Source organism: Clostridium grantii DSM 8605 (assembly GCF_900129965.1).
Lineage (GTDB): Bacteria > Bacillota > Clostridia > Clostridiales > Clostridiaceae > Clostridium_AF > Clostridium_AF grantii.
The window spans coordinates 34,314-50,730 of the sequence record NZ_FQXM01000026.1; the positions used below are offsets into that span (position 1 = coordinate 34,314).

At 28.2% G+C, this 16,417-nt stretch carries 16 protein-coding genes; all 16 read right to left on the minus strand.

All coding sequences use genetic code 11. The annotated features are described in order from the left end of the window. Position 1 precedes the first annotated feature (1 nt). The 16 genes from BUB83_RS17215 to BUB83_RS17290 all read right to left on the minus strand — a co-directional run bounded on the left by BUB83_RS17215 (position 2) and on the right by BUB83_RS17290 (position 16,014). Positions 2 to 988 (minus strand): AAA family ATPase, encoded by a 987-nt coding sequence (locus tag BUB83_RS17215; protein ID WP_073340052.1) that lies wholly within the window; start codon positions 986 to 988, stop codon positions 2 to 4. 39 nt (positions 989 to 1,027) lie between these two features. Further along, positions 1,028 to 2,608: a hypothetical protein gene (locus BUB83_RS17220; RefSeq protein ID WP_073340053.1), complete on the minus strand. Its 1,581-nt coding sequence runs from the start codon at positions 2,606 to 2,608 to the stop codon at positions 1,028 to 1,030. A 20-nt stretch (positions 2,609 to 2,628) separates the two neighbouring features. Further along, positions 2,629 to 3,525, minus strand: coding sequence for an ABC transporter permease (locus tag BUB83_RS17225; protein ID WP_073340055.1), 897 nt, complete (start codon positions 3,523 to 3,525; stop codon positions 2,629 to 2,631). Further along, entirely contained in the window at positions 3,525 to 4,451 is a 927-nt protein-coding gene (locus BUB83_RS17230) for an ABC transporter ATP-binding protein (protein ID WP_073340056.1), read from the minus strand. The genes BUB83_RS17225 and BUB83_RS17230 overlap by 1 nt, the downstream gene beginning before the upstream one ends. Next, positions 4,451 to 6,859, minus strand: a complete 2,409-nt coding sequence (locus BUB83_RS17235; RefSeq protein WP_073340058.1) for a hypothetical protein — start codon at positions 6,857 to 6,859, stop codon at positions 4,451 to 4,453. The genes BUB83_RS17230 and BUB83_RS17235 overlap by 1 nt, the downstream gene beginning before the upstream one ends. A 43-nt stretch (positions 6,860 to 6,902) precedes the next feature. Then, complete coding sequence (locus tag BUB83_RS17240; RefSeq protein WP_073340060.1) at positions 6,903 to 7,100, minus strand: hypothetical protein; 198 nt, start codon at positions 7,098 to 7,100, stop codon at positions 6,903 to 6,905. A gap of 181 nt (positions 7,101 to 7,281) precedes the next feature. Continuing rightward, positions 7,282 to 7,635 (minus strand): DUF192 domain-containing protein, encoded by a 354-nt coding sequence (locus tag BUB83_RS17245; RefSeq protein ID WP_073340061.1) that lies wholly within the window; start codon positions 7,633 to 7,635, stop codon positions 7,282 to 7,284. 4 nt (positions 7,636 to 7,639) lie between these two features. Further along, positions 7,640 to 8,566, minus strand: coding sequence for a type II secretion system F family protein (locus tag BUB83_RS17250; protein ID WP_073340062.1), 927 nt, complete (start codon positions 8,564 to 8,566; stop codon positions 7,640 to 7,642). An 11-nt stretch (positions 8,567 to 8,577) separates the two neighbouring features. Further along, positions 8,578 to 9,546 (minus strand): type II secretion system F family protein, encoded by a 969-nt coding sequence (locus BUB83_RS17255; RefSeq protein ID WP_073340064.1) that lies wholly within the window; start codon positions 9,544 to 9,546, stop codon positions 8,578 to 8,580. Between the two features lie 44 nt (positions 9,547 to 9,590). Next, the gene (locus BUB83_RS17260; protein ID WP_073340065.1) at positions 9,591 to 10,925 is read right to left on the minus strand and encodes a TadA family conjugal transfer-associated ATPase; all 1,335 of its coding nucleotides are present in this window, start codon (positions 10,923 to 10,925) and stop codon (positions 9,591 to 9,593) included. Between the two features lie 33 nt (positions 10,926 to 10,958). Then, complete coding sequence (locus tag BUB83_RS17265) at positions 10,959 to 12,143, minus strand: CpaE/TadZ family protein (protein WP_073340068.1); 1,185 nt, start codon at positions 12,141 to 12,143, stop codon at positions 10,959 to 10,961. Positions 12,144 to 12,185: 42 nt separating this feature from the next. Next, positions 12,186 to 12,947 (minus strand): Flp pilus assembly protein CpaB, encoded by a 762-nt coding sequence (cpaB, locus tag BUB83_RS17270; RefSeq protein ID WP_073340071.1) that lies wholly within the window; start codon positions 12,945 to 12,947, stop codon positions 12,186 to 12,188. 10 nt (positions 12,948 to 12,957) lie between these two features. Then, the gene (locus BUB83_RS17275; protein ID WP_073340073.1) at positions 12,958 to 13,869 is read right to left on the minus strand and encodes a pilus assembly protein TadG-related protein; all 912 of its coding nucleotides are present in this window, start codon (positions 13,867 to 13,869) and stop codon (positions 12,958 to 12,960) included. Positions 13,870 to 13,878: 9 nt separating this feature from the next. Next, positions 13,879 to 14,268 (minus strand): TadE/TadG family type IV pilus assembly protein, encoded by a 390-nt coding sequence (locus tag BUB83_RS17280; RefSeq protein ID WP_084133650.1) that lies wholly within the window; start codon positions 14,266 to 14,268, stop codon positions 13,879 to 13,881. Positions 14,269 to 14,365: 97 nt separating this feature from the next. Beyond that, positions 14,366 to 14,557 carry a Flp family type IVb pilin gene (locus tag BUB83_RS17285; protein WP_073340076.1) on the minus strand — a complete coding sequence of 64 codons (192 nt, stop codon included), beginning with the start codon at positions 14,555 to 14,557 and terminating at the stop codon, positions 14,366 to 14,368. Positions 14,558 to 14,943: 386 nt separating this feature from the next. Further along, positions 14,944 to 16,014, minus strand: a complete 1,071-nt coding sequence (locus BUB83_RS17290) for a sensor domain-containing diguanylate cyclase (protein WP_073340079.1) — start codon at positions 16,012 to 16,014, stop codon at positions 14,944 to 14,946. Positions 16,015 to 16,417: the final 403 nt, after the last annotated feature.

Consider the following 16,417-nt stretch of genomic DNA (forward strand, 5'->3'; position numbering starts at 1 on the left):
TTTACATCCCACCTAAACTCTTTATTATTTCTGAAATTATATGGTCTGCACTAACTTTATCTGCTATAGCATCGAAATTCAAAAAGAATCTATGTCTTAATGCTGGATAAGCAACAAATTCTATATCTTGAAAAGAAACATTGAATCTACCTTCCATTAACGCTCGTACTTTTGCAGTTGAAATTATGGCTTGTGCTCCCCTTGGACTTGCTCCAAAACGTATATATTTTTTTGTTATTTCCGGTGATTCTTCTTTATCTGGATGAGTAGCCAAAAGAATTTTTAAAGCATATTCCTGAACAGGCTTTGCAATAGGTATTTCTCTAGCTATTTCCCTCATTCTTAAAATGGTACCTCCATCAATAATTTTATTTAGCTCTACTTTTTTGTTAGTTATTGTTAAATTTATTATTTCATTTAATTCTTCAAAATTCGGGAATTGTACAAAGAGTTTAAAAAGAAATCTATCTAGTTGGGCCTCTGGTAATGGGTATGTTCCTTCCATTTCAAGAGGATTTTGAGTTGCTAAAACCATAAAAGGTTGTGGCAAATTATAGGTTTCTCTCCCAACGGTTATAGTTTGCTCTTGCATTGCTTCAAGCAAAGCTGATTGTGTTTTTGGAGTTGCCCTGTTTATTTCATCCGCTAAAACTAAACTTGAAAATACTGGCCCTTTTTCATATCTAAATTTATTCTCTCCATTTGAATCTTTTACAATAATATTTGTTCCCACCACATCAGCTGGCATTAAATCTGGAGTAAATTGAATTCTAGAAAATTCTAAATCTAGTACTTTTGAAAGAGTTTTAATTAACTGAGTTTTACCTAAGCCTGGAACTCCTTCTAATAGTATATTTCCACCCGCCAAAATTCCTAGTAAAACTTGAGTAACTATATCCTTTTGTCCAATTATTCCCTTTGATATTTCATTTTCTATTTTTTTAACGTTCTCAGCAAAAGATTTGATTTCCATTTCATTAATATCCATAATATCAACTCCTAAAATAAATTTTCACTAGCTATTTTGTTATTCTTCTAATGATGAAAAATAATCTTTAACCAAGTTTTTCATAGAATCAGGTATATAAGAATTCTCCATATTTTCATAAGCTTTATTTTTATACTGTCCCATTACTTGATTATAAGGCACAGAATTACCTTTGATACCTACTCCCTTTTCCGTAATGATTTGCTGTGAGCTTCCATCGTCATTTTTTTGTCCTGTCAATATTGAAGTTTCACCTTGTGAATCCATACTTGTAGGAGAAAATATTTTATCATAATCATTTACATTTTTACCGTTATTACCGTCTTTATTGCTTAACCCACCACTATTACTTCCTTCGGGTGATTCCTCACTGCCCTTATCGCTTCCACTTCCTGCTCCTCCACCGGTACCAGTTCCTTGTCCCCCACTACCATTCCCATTCCCTTGTCCTTTTCCTGTTCCATTGCCTTCACCATTACCATCACCACTACCCTGTTCCTGAGAGTTTCCGTTATTTTCTCCCTGAGCCTGTGAATTTAAAGCTTGTGCTACATTATTTAGAGCCTCCGCAAATTCAGCATTTTCCATTAACTCACTTATGCTACCTGACATTTCACTTAAAGCTTCAGATGATGCGCCCGCATCTCCCTCTGCTAATTTAGAAGCTAGATTTCCAATACTCTCAGCAAGTTCAGGATTATTTGATAATTCTTTTGATAAATCATTTAAATTCTTAGCAAGTTCACTTAATTTCTCCTGGGAAGCATCTTTTAATTTTTCAGAAACTTTTTTTAATTCCTCTGACAACTTTTCTTGATTTTTTTCCTTTAACATTTTTCCCATTTCTTTAGTTAACTCATTTTTCATTAAAGCCTCTGATACTTTCTTTAAATCATCATTTAAAAGTTCTTTTTTCAAAAGTTCTAATTTTTTACTGCTTTTTTCCAAGTTTTTATCAATACTTTCTTTGTTTTCTGATTCCTTCACTTGCTTTTTTAATTCTGATAGATTCTTTAGTAATTCCGCTTTCTTTATTTCATCAATATTTTTATTTTCTTCAACTTTTTTCTCTATTTTTTCTACTTCTTTAATGGCAATTTTTTTATCTACTTTTAATTGATGATTTTTAATTGCAACTTCATTTAAATCATTAGGCACAAAACTTAAAGCCGAAAAAATACAAACCAAAATTAATAGAGAAATTAGGAATTTTTTATTAGGTACCAAAGTTAATTCTCTTTTATAATCTAGTTTTCTTATATGTTTTAAAGCATCCTTTTTCTGTAACTGTGCCATAATTTCTTCATTTCCCTTTAATTCAAGAGAAGTTGTAATTCTTTCTTTTAATCCTAAAGAATCCGCTTTTAATGCCGTTGTTATATCTTTTGGCATTTTAATAAAACACCAAATCACACTTATTAATGCTGCTATTCCTACTAAAATTCCTGATAATCTATAGGGCTTATAAATAGGTATAAATCTTGATAAAATAACTATTCCAACTCCAATTGATACTCCAATAATAATACATATAATTAAATAGTTAATTAGCTGAGCAACAAATAATCTTCTTTTAATTCTATTAAGGATTTTCTTTATATCCAAATCAACATTTTCCAAATAAAAAACCCCTTTTCGTTTTACTTACTTTTTATTTTATCTTTCTTATTTTTCTTTACTTTGTTAATTTTTATTTTTTTTGATTTCTTTATGGGATTAAGCTTTATAGATGCCAAAAGAAGAAAAACTGCTGACATTATTAAATTAATTCCACAATTTATAACCCAAAATGGTGCAATTTCCTTACCTGTAAAATTATAAACCCCTGGAATATAAAACATTCCTGCATTCCCCACCTGTGAAGTAAGCAAAGAACCTAGTCCTGCAATAGGATTTAAATATATAAGAGGAAAAGTATTTTGCATTGTGCCAGTTCTATTATAAATCAATAAATAAAGTGCCGCTATAAAAATAGTTCCTAAAGTTAAAAACATAATAAAAACATAAGTTAAAACCGTTGCTGGAGTTGTTCTTTTTATAAAAGTAGAACAAAAAATACCTATGCTTCCAATAGTTATAGTAAGTATTACATAAAAAATCAATAATTGTAATAATTGAAATAATGAAATACCTCCAAAGAAAAATATTATTGAAAAAACAGGAAGTGCTGCTACAATCAATAACAAAATCTGATTTATTGAAGTGAACAATTTTCCTAAGATAATTGATATAGGTGACAATTTTGTGCATAAAAGTAAATCTAGTGTTTGACGCTCTCTTTCACCAGCTATAGACCCAGCAGTTAAAGCTGGCACTATGAAAGCTATTAAAACAAATTGAATAATGGCTAGGATAGCATAAATAGTTACAAATTCTCCTCCGCCATAAGATGAATAATAAGAATTCATTATTGTTTCAATTAATACAAACATAACAAATAACATCAATACTCCTACATATCCACCAATCATTCCAGCTGCTTTCCAATTTCTCATTCTAACCTTTAATTCTTTTTCCATAACAGGATTAATTCTCATTAAACTTCACCTCCATTTGTCACTCTCATAAATATGTCCTCAAGATTTCCATCTACTTGTGAAAAAGTAACTAAGGGAACTTCATTTTTTATTAATTCCTTAAGCAAATTATTCATATCAACATCATTCCCCACAAAATCAAAGTCCACTTTATTTTCACCTTCTATTATATTATCTACAGCTGAATGTTCTTTAAGACATCTAATAGCTTTGCTTATATCTGAGGTTACTTTTATTTTAATGGTTCTATTTTTATATACTTTATCCATTATCTCATCTACAGATCCTTTGATAACAATTTTTCCATGATCAATTATCCCAATAGTAGTACATATTTCTGAAAGTTCTGATAAAATGTGAGAACTTATTATAATAGTTTTTCCCATATCTTTTAAGTTTTTTAGAATTTCTTTCATATGAAATCTTGCTCTAGGGTCCATTCCAGAAGCTGGTTCATCCAAAATTAAAATTTTAGGATTGTGAACCAAACTTCTAGCAAGGCAAAGTCTTTGTTTCATACCACGAGATAAACTATCCACATAAGCATCTTTTTTGTTTGATAAATCTATAAGTTCTAATAAATCCGCACAAACTTTTTTGCTCTCATTTCCTGTTATTCCGTAGATAGAGGCATAAAAATTTAAATATTCACTAACTTTTAAATCATCGTAAACTCCAAAGAAATCCGGCATATACCCAATGTAGGATTTAACCTCTTTACTATTTTTAATAGCATCTACCCCATTTACATACACTTGCCCTTTTGTAGCACTAAGTAAGCCACATATTATCTTCATTGTAGTAGTTTTTCCTGCTCCATTAGGTCCCACAAAACCAAATATTTCTCCTTCTTCAATATTTAAGCTCAAATCATCAACTGCATTAAATTTTCCATAATTTTTATATAAATTCTCTATTTGAAGCATTATTTTACACTTCCTTTCACAGAGATTTTTGGAATTTCTGTTTCCATTCCATCCGTTAAAATACTTATTTTAAGCTTGAATCTGTTCTGTGAATCCAAATATTTATTAAAATCTGATTCAAGTACTTCATAGCTGTTGGTATCACTTAATTCCCATTGATTTGTTTGATTATTGTACATATATAATTCTACATTACTACTAGTGGCTTTAGTAAATTTAACACCTATTTCTTCCATATTTATTTGATAGTCATTAAGTGAAAAATTTAATTGATAATCCCCTTTTCCATAAATAAACCCACTATATTGATCATAGCCTCCATTGACATTTCCAACTGGAATAATCTCTGGAATAGTAAACCCTAAAGGATATTCTGCTTTACCATCTTTTATAAAAGTTACATCTGCATCAGCGATTATTAAACTTTTTTCAAAACTTTTAACTTCTTTCCCATTAATTAAAAAATCATCGTTAAATTTAGTATCTGCCCATGCTATAATTTTAGCGTTTTTTATACTACTTTGCATTTGGAAATAAGTATTTAAAAACTCTGATTTTTGACGAGACTTCTTAATTTCTTGAAGTTTATCGCCACTGGTAAAAGGACTAATATTGTTGTATCCATTTCTATTATATATTTTATCAGTTAAATCATAAATATATCCTCCATAGCTATGCCCCTTATCATTTACTTCTTTTGTTTCCCCCGCTTTAATATTTCCTATACTTATGTATTTATTATTTAATAAAATATAGCAATCGTAGATATCAAAATCAAACTCATTTGTAACTGTCCCAGAGTAAATTTTGTCTGAAAAATTAACAGCACTTAGGATATTCCCCTCTGGAGCCATACCATTACCAATTTCTATTGCATTATTACTAAAAACCGCCTTACTAAAAAACTCTATAGAATTAGTGTTTCCTTCCAAGACCTTTGAAGTAATTTTGACATCTTCTACTTTTAAAGAAGTTCCTGACATTGGCTGATAAGAACTATACATATAATAATCGTTATTCATCATTGGTATTAATTTTCTTTCATCTATTTCTTCCACTATAACATCTTGCTTCGTAGGAGTTAAAATACTAGCAAAGCTACTCATATCATTATTTCCATTCTTTCCAACATTTATATAATTAATTGAATTAACCACAGAAGTGGTCACTCTAGTTGAAATTCCCGATACAAACATCACAACAATGAAAAATAAAGATAAAGAAGGTACTACTCCCCACATTAATTCTCTTTTATCTAGCTTTTTTAGAACTAAGTAACTAATTGGTGACACCAATAAAAAATAAATCATAAAAATTATAAGAGTTTTTGCTGCTGTAGGCATAGGAAGTTCTGGAATATTTGTTAAATTATATTGAATTCCATTAAACATATTCATTTTTTCATCAGGGTTGGTAACTAAGTTGTTTGGAGACACGTCTGTACTAAGTTTTTTAATAAATTCATATCTAAAATCCCAATCTGATATTGGCTTTAACCCTAAATCAAAAGACAAAACTGCTATTGTTCCTTTTCCTTTTTCTAGTTTTTGTATAATAGAAGTTTCATTATCTTTTAATATAGATATACTATCTTTTACATTTAAATTTAATAGATTTATATCCATATTTTCATTTAATCCACCAGTATAATCAGATATAGCTTTAGTGTTAAATTTCTCTACTTTCCCAATATCACCTACTAAAAAATCATCTGAGAATAAATTCAAACTTTTTTCATAAGAAAGGCCTGTCCCGATGATTAAGGTTCCCCCATTATTAACCCAAGCTTTTAACACATTATATTGTTTTTCATTTAACTTTGATGTATCATAATTATTTATTATCAATGCATTAAAGCTATCAAAAGCATTAATACTTTCTGGAAACATGGTTTCATTTAAATAAATAGTTTTACTTTGACTAAAATTACTATTTTGAAAAGTTAAGGTTTTAAAATCACTAAGATAATTTATATTATCTGGATTATCACTTAAAACCCCTATCAAAGTATATTGAGAATCAATTCCATAACTTATGCTTTTAAGTTCCTCGTAATAAACTTTTTTTCCCTCATTTAATTTTATGTACATTTTTGAAGTATAATTTAAAGTAGGCATATTAATAGTTACATTTTTAGTAGAGTTTTGTGGAAGATTTACTTCTTTAGAATACATAGTAGTATTCCCATTTTCATCACAGATTCCTACTTGAACTTCTCCCTGAATATCCTTCAAGTTATTAGTTATTTCCAAATTAATAGGTGCATAATATCCCATCTTATAAGTTCCATCAAAACCAACATTAACATTTATTTTAATTTCATCTTCAGCAAAAGCTTCATTTGTGAAACCAAAAACAAATAAAATCATTAATATTGAAATGAATACTATTTTTTTTATCAATGACAATTAAATCACTCCCCCTGTTTCTTAGTTATTTTTTAGGTGTTGTTTATTTTTTTAATAATTTTATGCTATTAGTAGCACTTATACTTGAAAAAGGAATTACTATTAATATTATTAAAAGAAAGGCAATAATTTCTGTTATTACATTAAAAGGAACATATAAATTCCATATCCATCTCAACAAACTAAAATAGATCATAAAATAAACTATAGATAAAATCCAAAATAGTTTACTACCTTTCATAATTTATCACCTCTCCTATAATTCTTATTACTGTTTAATAATGTAGATACCCTTTACACATTATTACATTTTAAATATATTATATCACTTTCTATATTCATAAAAATAACAAATATATTACAGTTTCATTATAAATTATAACAATAACAAAAAACTATCCCAATTATTTTAGGATAGTTTTTTAAATATTATCACTTAAGAGTAATAACTCATCTCCTGTTGATATTTTAGATTCCACTAAAGTATTCACAGGCATTTCTATTACAGCCCAAGATTTTTTCACATAAGAACTTGTTTTTCCTGGCTTAATATTTTTTAGAATTTTTAATACTTTGTAGTTTTTATCTATAAAAACAGCATCTATTGGGAACTTCATAAAAAATGTATGTATTGATTTACAAGGATAAATAATTAAACATTGATTTTCTGGCAAATTCTCTTTTCCTAATAATCCTTTTAATCGCGAATAAAAGTTTTTGGCAATAATAACCTCTTTACTCACTATTAAATTCTTTGTTTTATTTTTAATTTGCATAAACTCACCCCCTTGCTAATTGTTCCAACATTTGTATTGCGGCCGGACCTAATATAATTACAAACACTGCTGGAAAAATAAATAAAACCATTGGAATAAGCATCTTTACTGGAGCTTTCATAGCTTTTTCTCTTGCTGCTTGTCTTCTTTTATCTCTTGCTTGTGCTCCTTGTACTTTAAGTACGCTTGAGATACTTACCCCCATTTTTTCAGATTGTATTACAGAAAAAATAAAAGTATTTATGTCAGATATTTTCATTCTTTGTGACATATTTCTTAAGGCTTCACTTCTTGTAACACCTAATTTAATTTCATTCAGTACTGTTTGTAACTCTGATACCATCTCCCCTTTAGCTTTTTCTACTACCTTACTCATAGCTGCATCAAAACTTAAACCTGCCTCAACACTTACGGTAAGTAAATCTAAAATATCTGGAAATTGGTGGATAATTTTTTTTTGTCTCATTTGAATTCTACTTTTTAACATAACATTGGGCAAAAAATAACATATTATATAAAACACAGCAAATATAAATATCTTATTTTTCAATAGAGTATCTACATCTTTAATGGCGAGAAAAAATAAGAATGGTATAATTATGTAAAATGAAACTTCTAATGCTATCCACCCATCTACTCCTAATCCATAAGGATAATTTGCTGCTTTTAAATTTCTTTCTATCTCATTTCTTACTTCTCTAGGAGTGATTTTTTGTATCAAATTTTTTATTTTTTCTAGAGATGGTTTTACTATTCTATCTTTAAAAGGCTTGTTTCTAATATCCTCCAAGTCTATATCCTCATTATAATGTTTCTCAATTTTTTCTAATCTATCTTCAACATTTTTTTTCTTAAAATATATTTCATTTGCTAATATAAAAAATATTGCAAAACTAATGGTAAAAAATAGTACTGTATATAAATAATCCACTTTTCCCACCCCTATAATTTGACATCTGTTAATTTTTTAATTAATAAAAATCCAATTATCTCGTTAATAACTACAATGATTAGTAAAATTAAACCCTTAGTATTTGTAATTAGCACTTTCATATAAGAAGGATTTATTAAAGTTAATACTATTCCCAAAACTATTGGGAGAAAAATAAGTATAGTACCGGAAGCTCTTCCTTGAGCAGTTAATGTTTTAACCTCTCTTTTAAGTAATATTCTTTCCCTTATAGTCTCTGAAATATTATTTAGTATTTCAGATAAATTCCCACCTGTTTGCATTTGAATAGATGTAGCTATCACAACTAACTCTAAATCTTCACTAGGCATTCTATTCATCAAATTATTTAAAGCTTTTTCCATAGGCAATCCAAGTTTCACTTCTTTTAATACTAATCCAAATTCTTCTGATATAGGAGCAGGCATGTCTTTTGAAATTATATCTATAGAATTAACAAAACTAAAACCTGCCTTTAAAGAAGTAATAATCATATCAACTGTACTTGGTAATTGCTCATCAAATTTATTCATTCTTTTCTGAACCATAGCATCTATATATACTTTATAGAAAAGTATTGTTCCTCCACCAAAAACTAAACTTACTAAAATATTTGCTGTAAAAATTAATGCCACAAGGAATAAACTAATTGAAGAAATGAAAATAGCAAAAATCATTTCTTCTGCTTTGAATAAAATATTTGCTTTCTGAAGAGATACATTTAATTTATTTTTAATCTTTGATAAAGCAAATATATTTATAAATTTATCTCCAATTAAACCATAATTCTCTTTTAAAATTTTTTTCTTGCCCTTAACACTTTTGTTTTCTCCACTTTGTAGTTCAGGTGAATTAAAATCATCCAACCTTTTTATTGGACTTTTAAAATATATAGCTTTAAGAATAAGCAAAACAATACTTAAACAAGTAATAAACACAATGAGTAAAAGTAAATAAATCAAGATCTCATCCCCTTTGATTTACAATATACTATTATATAAAACATTTAGTATTTTTTCATTAAAGCTCTAGGTTTAAATCCTGAGAATACGAATTCACCAAAAACTTTGTTATTATGATCCATACCTAAATAATTGAATTTTACAATATCTTGTAGTACGATAATATCTCCTTCCATTCCTTGAACTTCAGTTATATGAGTTATCCTTCTACTGCCATCCTTAAATCTAGTTTGCTGAACTATCAAATTAATTGCTGAGGCTATTTGTTGTCTTATTGCCATTAATGGAATTTCCATTCCTGCCATCATAACCATAGTTTCTAATCTAGCTAACATATCCCTTGGTGAGTTAGCATGACCAGTAGTGATGGATCCATCATGACCTGTATTCATTGCTTGTAACATATCTAAAGCTTCTCCAGATCTTACCTCACCAACAATTATTCTATCCGGTCTCATTCTTAAAGAATTTTTCACTAAATCTCTTATGCTTATTTTACCCTTACCTTCAAGGTTTTCTGGTTTTGTTTCCAATCTTATTACATGTGCTTGATGTAGTTGTAATTCAGCAGCATCTTCAATAGTAATAATCCTCTCATCACTAGGTATAAAAGAAGATATTACATTTAATGTAGTTGTTTTTCCACTTCCTGTTCCACCTGAAACCAAGATGTTCATTCTAGCTTTTACACAATCTTGAATCAATGCTGCCATACTATCATTCAAAGATCCAAAACTAATTAAATCCTCTATAGTATATGGATCTTTAGAAAATTTTCTAATTGTAACAACTGGTCCATTAAGTGAAAGAGGAGGTATAATGGCATTAACTCTAGAACCATCCGGTAACCTTGCATCCACCATAGGAGATGACTCATCAATTCTTCTTCCTAAAGGGGATACAATCCTCTCAATAACATTCATTATTTGATCATTATCTTTAAATGTAACATCAGACTCAATTAACATGCCATTTTTTTCTATATATATTTGTTTTGGTCCATTAACCATTATCTCTGTAACATCTTCATCCTGGATTAATTTTGTTATAGGTCCAAAACCTAAGATTCCATCCATAATTTCTATTGCTAAACTTTGTTTTTCTTTATTTTTTATTAAGATTTGTTTCTCATTTGTAACTTCTTCAAGAATCTCTATAACTTTATTTTTTAATTTATCTGAATCTATATGATTTGAATCATTGAATTCTTTAATAAGTCTTTCCTGAACTATTTCTCTTATTTCCCAATAGTTTTCTTTTTCTTCTTTTTTTACCTGAGGGTTCCACCTATCACTATTTAATTTTACATCTTCACCGAAATCATTATCCATTAAATTCATACCGCTATTACTCTTTCCTAATCGATTCATTAAAGACATCTAAATTACCCCTATTCTAATCTAATTGGTATATTATTTATGTAAAAATACTTTTTTCCTAGCAGTTTTATCGGCTATAATATTGTCTACTGCAACCATTAACTGTTTTGTTATTTTACTTCTTCTATGTGATAAAACGAAAGGAACTCCTTTATTCATAGCTTGTGTAGCTACAACAGCATCCTCTGATATTGTAAATAAAATCTTTTTATTCACACTTTTTTCTAACTCCAGCTTAGTAATACCAAAATTTTTATGATATCTATTTAATAAAATACATACTTTTCCTTCTTCATAGTCAAGTTTCTTCATAACTTGCAATCCAAGCTTTACATTTTTAATAGTTGATAAATCTAATGTTGTAACAAATAATATTTTATCTGATGCATCTAGTGTAGCAAGATTTATATCATTAAATATAGGGGCTGTATCTACTACTACATACCTATATTTGTCTGAAAGAAGTTTCAGTATTTTCTCAATAAGATTACTCGTTATTACATCTGCATGCTCTGGATTTAACGGTGCTGGAAGAATTTTTATTCCTGAAGGATGTTCAATAAGATATTCCTCTATTAATTCCCCATCTAAATTATCTATATCCTCATATAAATCTAAAATAGTTCTTCTAGGATAAATATCAAACATAATAGGTATATCCCCGAATTGAAAATCAAAGTCTAATACCACTACTTTTTCCTTAGTTTTTTCAGAAAGAGCCACAGCAATATTTGAAGTAAGGGTAGTTTTTCCTACCCCTCCTTTTGTACTAAAAATTGTGATTATTTTGTTTCTCACTTCAATCTCATTATAATCCTTTGCATTTTGTGAATATAATACATCTTTATAATTATCATAAAGGCTTATAATTTTATGCAAAGTTTCATGAGTATTTAGTGGCTTTTCCACTAGATCTCTAGCGCCTGATGTCATAGCACTTTTCATATTGTCAATTCCACTTTTATTACAAGAAATAATTACTATAATATTAGGCATAATAGATGTAAGTATTTTAGTAATAGCAAATCCATCTTGACCTGATAAATCTTTATCAATGATTGCCACATCTGGTTTCATTTCTTTGCATGATTTTACTACAAGATTTCCATCGCTACATTCTCCAACTATTTCTATTCTTTTTGATTTTGAGAAATAAGCTCTCAAATCAATATTATGATCTGAATTCTTATCAGCAATAAATACTTTAATAATATCCATAATTACACCTCTATTATAAAATATGCTAATTTATTCTTTTTTTTATTTTCTTTTAGGAACCATATCGTCTGCAATAGCTCCATTTGTATCAACACTTTCACTATCTTCTGGATTTCTTAATGTCAATCTTATTTCCCCTGTCATATTCGCTACAAGTAATTTTTCGGAATCTTCCGGAGTTAAAGAAAAGGTAACTCTAGCCATTTCTGTTTCTTCCTCATTAATAATTCCATTTTTGGAATCATCATTTAAAGAACTATTGGTATCTTGATCAATTGCGATAACTAATATGTTTTGCAATATGGTTTTCGCAATACCTGGGTATATTACAGTTGTTCCTTTTTCATCTTTTTCTTCCTCTGCTTTAAATAATATTACATCTACATGATCTCCTGGTCGTATGAAATGAGCTACTCCATTTACTCCATTCACTTCTATAGATATAGCTCTTTGTTCTATTGGTATTTTATAAGCAAAAGCTTCATTGTTTTCTTCTACAAGTAATCTATTGTATAAAATTTGTTCTCCTTGAATAATTTCTTGTGAGACTATTTTTCCTATTATATCATTTGCATTTAACACAGCGTTTTTCAAAACATATTTTGATTCTATTCTCTGTAGTTTAATCATAGTGTCATCAATTTCGGTTTTAGATTTTATATCGTTAGCAGCTATGTAAACTTCGGAGTAAGCTATTTCTTCCTCTTCATCTATGGAAATACTTTGTATATATTTATAAACCCCAAATGTAGCTATAATCGCTAACAAAAAAGCTATTATAATTGGTTTTTTATTGATTTTCATTTTTCTCCTCCTACTTTACAAGCTTTATTCCGCTTAATCCATAATTCGTTGCTGCTCCATCTACTTTTCCAGATTCTACACTTTTTATGAAATATCCTTTTATAGTTGTATGTCCATTTCCATTTCCTTCAATAGATAATTCATTTATAAAGAACTTTGCAAACCCTACAATTTCAACGGATTTTTTACCGTTAACATTTAATGAATCAACTATTGGTATTGTTATTAGTCTTGGACAATTTTCTTTATAATTATTGCTAGTACATCCATCTTTGCATTTTGATATTAAAGTTTGAACTTCTGAATTTACGCTAACTTTATTTCCAGTAGCTGTATATATTAGGTCTCCTATATAGTGCATTTCTTTACTACCATTTCTTACCGTTTCTTTTAAATCATCTGCTCCACTACCTTCTAAATATACAGTACCATAATTTCCACTATATCCGTTACCAGCACCTTCTTTTAAATTATATTCCTTATTAAATTCCAATGTAGTGTCTTCAATAGCATAAGGTCTTAAATTTTTCATACCTGAGATTGATCCAGTTATTGCAGAAGCTGATGTAACAACCTGTCCTTTATCTTTATTCATTAAAGGAGCAAATAAAAATTTAACTTCATTGTTTTCTGCTGTAACAGTTATTTTGTAATTTTTCTCAGAAAAAGCCACGTTAACTTTATCATTTTCAGCACCATTATCTACTGCATATTTTCGCGCAACTGATTCTGCTTTGGTTGTATTAGGCAACTCCCTTGCTGCTGCAAGCGCCGCCGCATCACAAGCATTTTGTAGTGAACTTTTTTCTACTGCTAACATTCCAATATCAATGGATAAAGCTACACATAAAAGCAAAACCACCATAGATATAGCAATTGTTATAGTAATTGTCCCTTTTTTCTTATTGACTATCATTATCATGGTTTCCTCCTATTCAACTCTCATTTTTGTGGAAGATTTTATATCAAAAGTACCTGATTCAGAAATTAAATTACCTACAATTGGAGTTATTAGCTTATAGCTGCAAGTCACAATAACTTCAACATTTTCATCATCTGTCCCTTTATTTTCATAATTTATTTTCGTTTCTTTAATAGTTAAAGTAGAAGTTTCATTATTTACTAAAGTTTTCACTTCACTATCTGTATATCCAAGGGATGCATATCTAGCACCCTCTCTAGAAGCATTTGATACAACAATATTTGTATTTAATATAAGTCCAAATTCTATAATTCCAAAAATCAACATTAACATTATGGGCAATAAAAGTGCTGTTTCCACTAATGCTTGCCCCTTGTGTTTAATAGTTTTTATTTTCAACTATATCACCTCTAAATTGCTTGATTATTTTTAAAATAGTCTATGCTTTTGCATAGACTATTTTATCTGTGTGAAAGTTTATAAAATATGTTAATATCTACTCTACTGCTGTTCCACCTAGTCCAGTAACAATTGAATTAAATTTACCCTTAATCCCGGTTCCTAAACTAGTTACTACTGCTATTAATACTACCGCAATCAATCCAATTATTAAAGCATACTCCACCATTGCTTGTCCTTTTTTTGTTTTTGGTAAACATCTTACATAAGTTTTTAAATAATTTAACATATTGTTCCTCCCAAATATTGTATTTTTTACAAAAAGTATCATTAATTTTCTTTGTAAAAATATTCTATCACTTTGTAATATTTTTGTAAAGATGTTCATATATTATATAATTTCCTTATATTTTTTAAAAATAATTAATTATACTAACAAAATATCACTTTAAATTCCATATAATTGAAATAAATTCTATGGAATTTATTGTATTTTGTCGATTTATTATTAATGCACTTACAAGATGAAACCGCTTATCAAACTTCAACAAATTTTTCACAAAAATTATTTTTAAAAATTTTCTTTTTGGTATACTTTTTTATATCATTTAAAGTATTTATTCAAAAAAAAACAGCTTAAGCTGTTTTTTGTTTTTTATTTATTTAATTGATTAACTAGATAGTTTTAACTTTATAACAATTCTTCCCACTTTTTTTAGCTTCATAAAGAGCTTCATCCGCTAGATTAATAAGCTTAAATATATCTAAATCTTTAAAATATAAAATATCTTTGGAAACTCCAACACTTATAGTGAAATTAAGTTTTTTATCTTTCTTAAAATAAGTATTTTCTCTAAATTTTTCGTTTATTTCGTTTGCGGCACTACATAGTTTTTCTTTATCTATGTTTTCAAAAACTATAAGCATTTCTTCTCCACCATATCTAAAAGCCGTACCATTATATTCTTTAGCCACTTCTTTAAATAATTCTCCTGTATACTTTAATACAACATCACCAAACAAATGTCCATAGTTATCATTTATTTTTTTAAAATCATCTATATCCGCCATTATAATACCAACTTTTTCTATATTAGTAAAACATTTATTAGTTAAAGTCCTATTTAAATGTGTTCTATTATACATTCCTGTTAAATTATCAGTTATAGAAGCTAAAGTAACACTTTCATATAAATATGCATTTTCAATATATAGTCCAAATTGTGCCACAATAAGCCTAAACAATTCAATCTTCGATTCAGATATTGTTTCTGGGTTATCATAATAAAGAGCAATATATCCATACTTGATATCTTTTCTATTTATTTCAATAGCAATAAAAGATCCCTTTGTTTGATTAAATTTAGGTTCATGAGCAAGGTCTTTTATAAGCAACTCTCCACCTTGTTTTTCTATAATTTCATAAATTTCATTTACATATTTGTCATCAATCACATTGGTATTAACTAACATATTTTTTTCATTAATACTCCATTTGGATTCTTTTTTTAAACAAATGGAACATGAAGTAACCCCTAAAACCCCTAAAACTACATCTATTATATTTTTTATAACATCAATTAATTCCAAAGAATTACCCATATAAAAGTTTACTTCTTTTAATGTGGTTAAAATTGTTACTCTTTCCTCTAGACTTTTCAAATATAAATCGCTTTCATTAGCTGCATTATCTATTATATCAGCTTCATCCGATGCTTTTTTATCTAAAATAATTGATTCTTTCATAGTTTTATGGTTCCCCTTCCAGTTAAATACCCTAAAAAAATAAATATTTTGTAGTGATACTCCTTACATAATAATAGACTCTCGGAATTAACCGAGTGTTATGTTTTAAGGGTTTCCTCAAAACACTTTAGTTGTAATCCTCCTACTTTTAGTAGGAAGTTTTTTATTTTCTTAAAGTGAAATTGGAAATTTCACTTCTAAAAAATATTATTAAAACTCAAAAAAACACTTGACTTTTGAAAATCAACCCAATAATCGCATTGAAGGGATTATTTCCTTTACTAACTGTGATTGGGGTGTTACAAATGAAACCTAAATATGTTTCTCATGAATCTTATCAAAACTTTGTATTATCAAATCTTCAAAAACATTACGCCGGAGGCGTTCTTACACTTGTGAATAA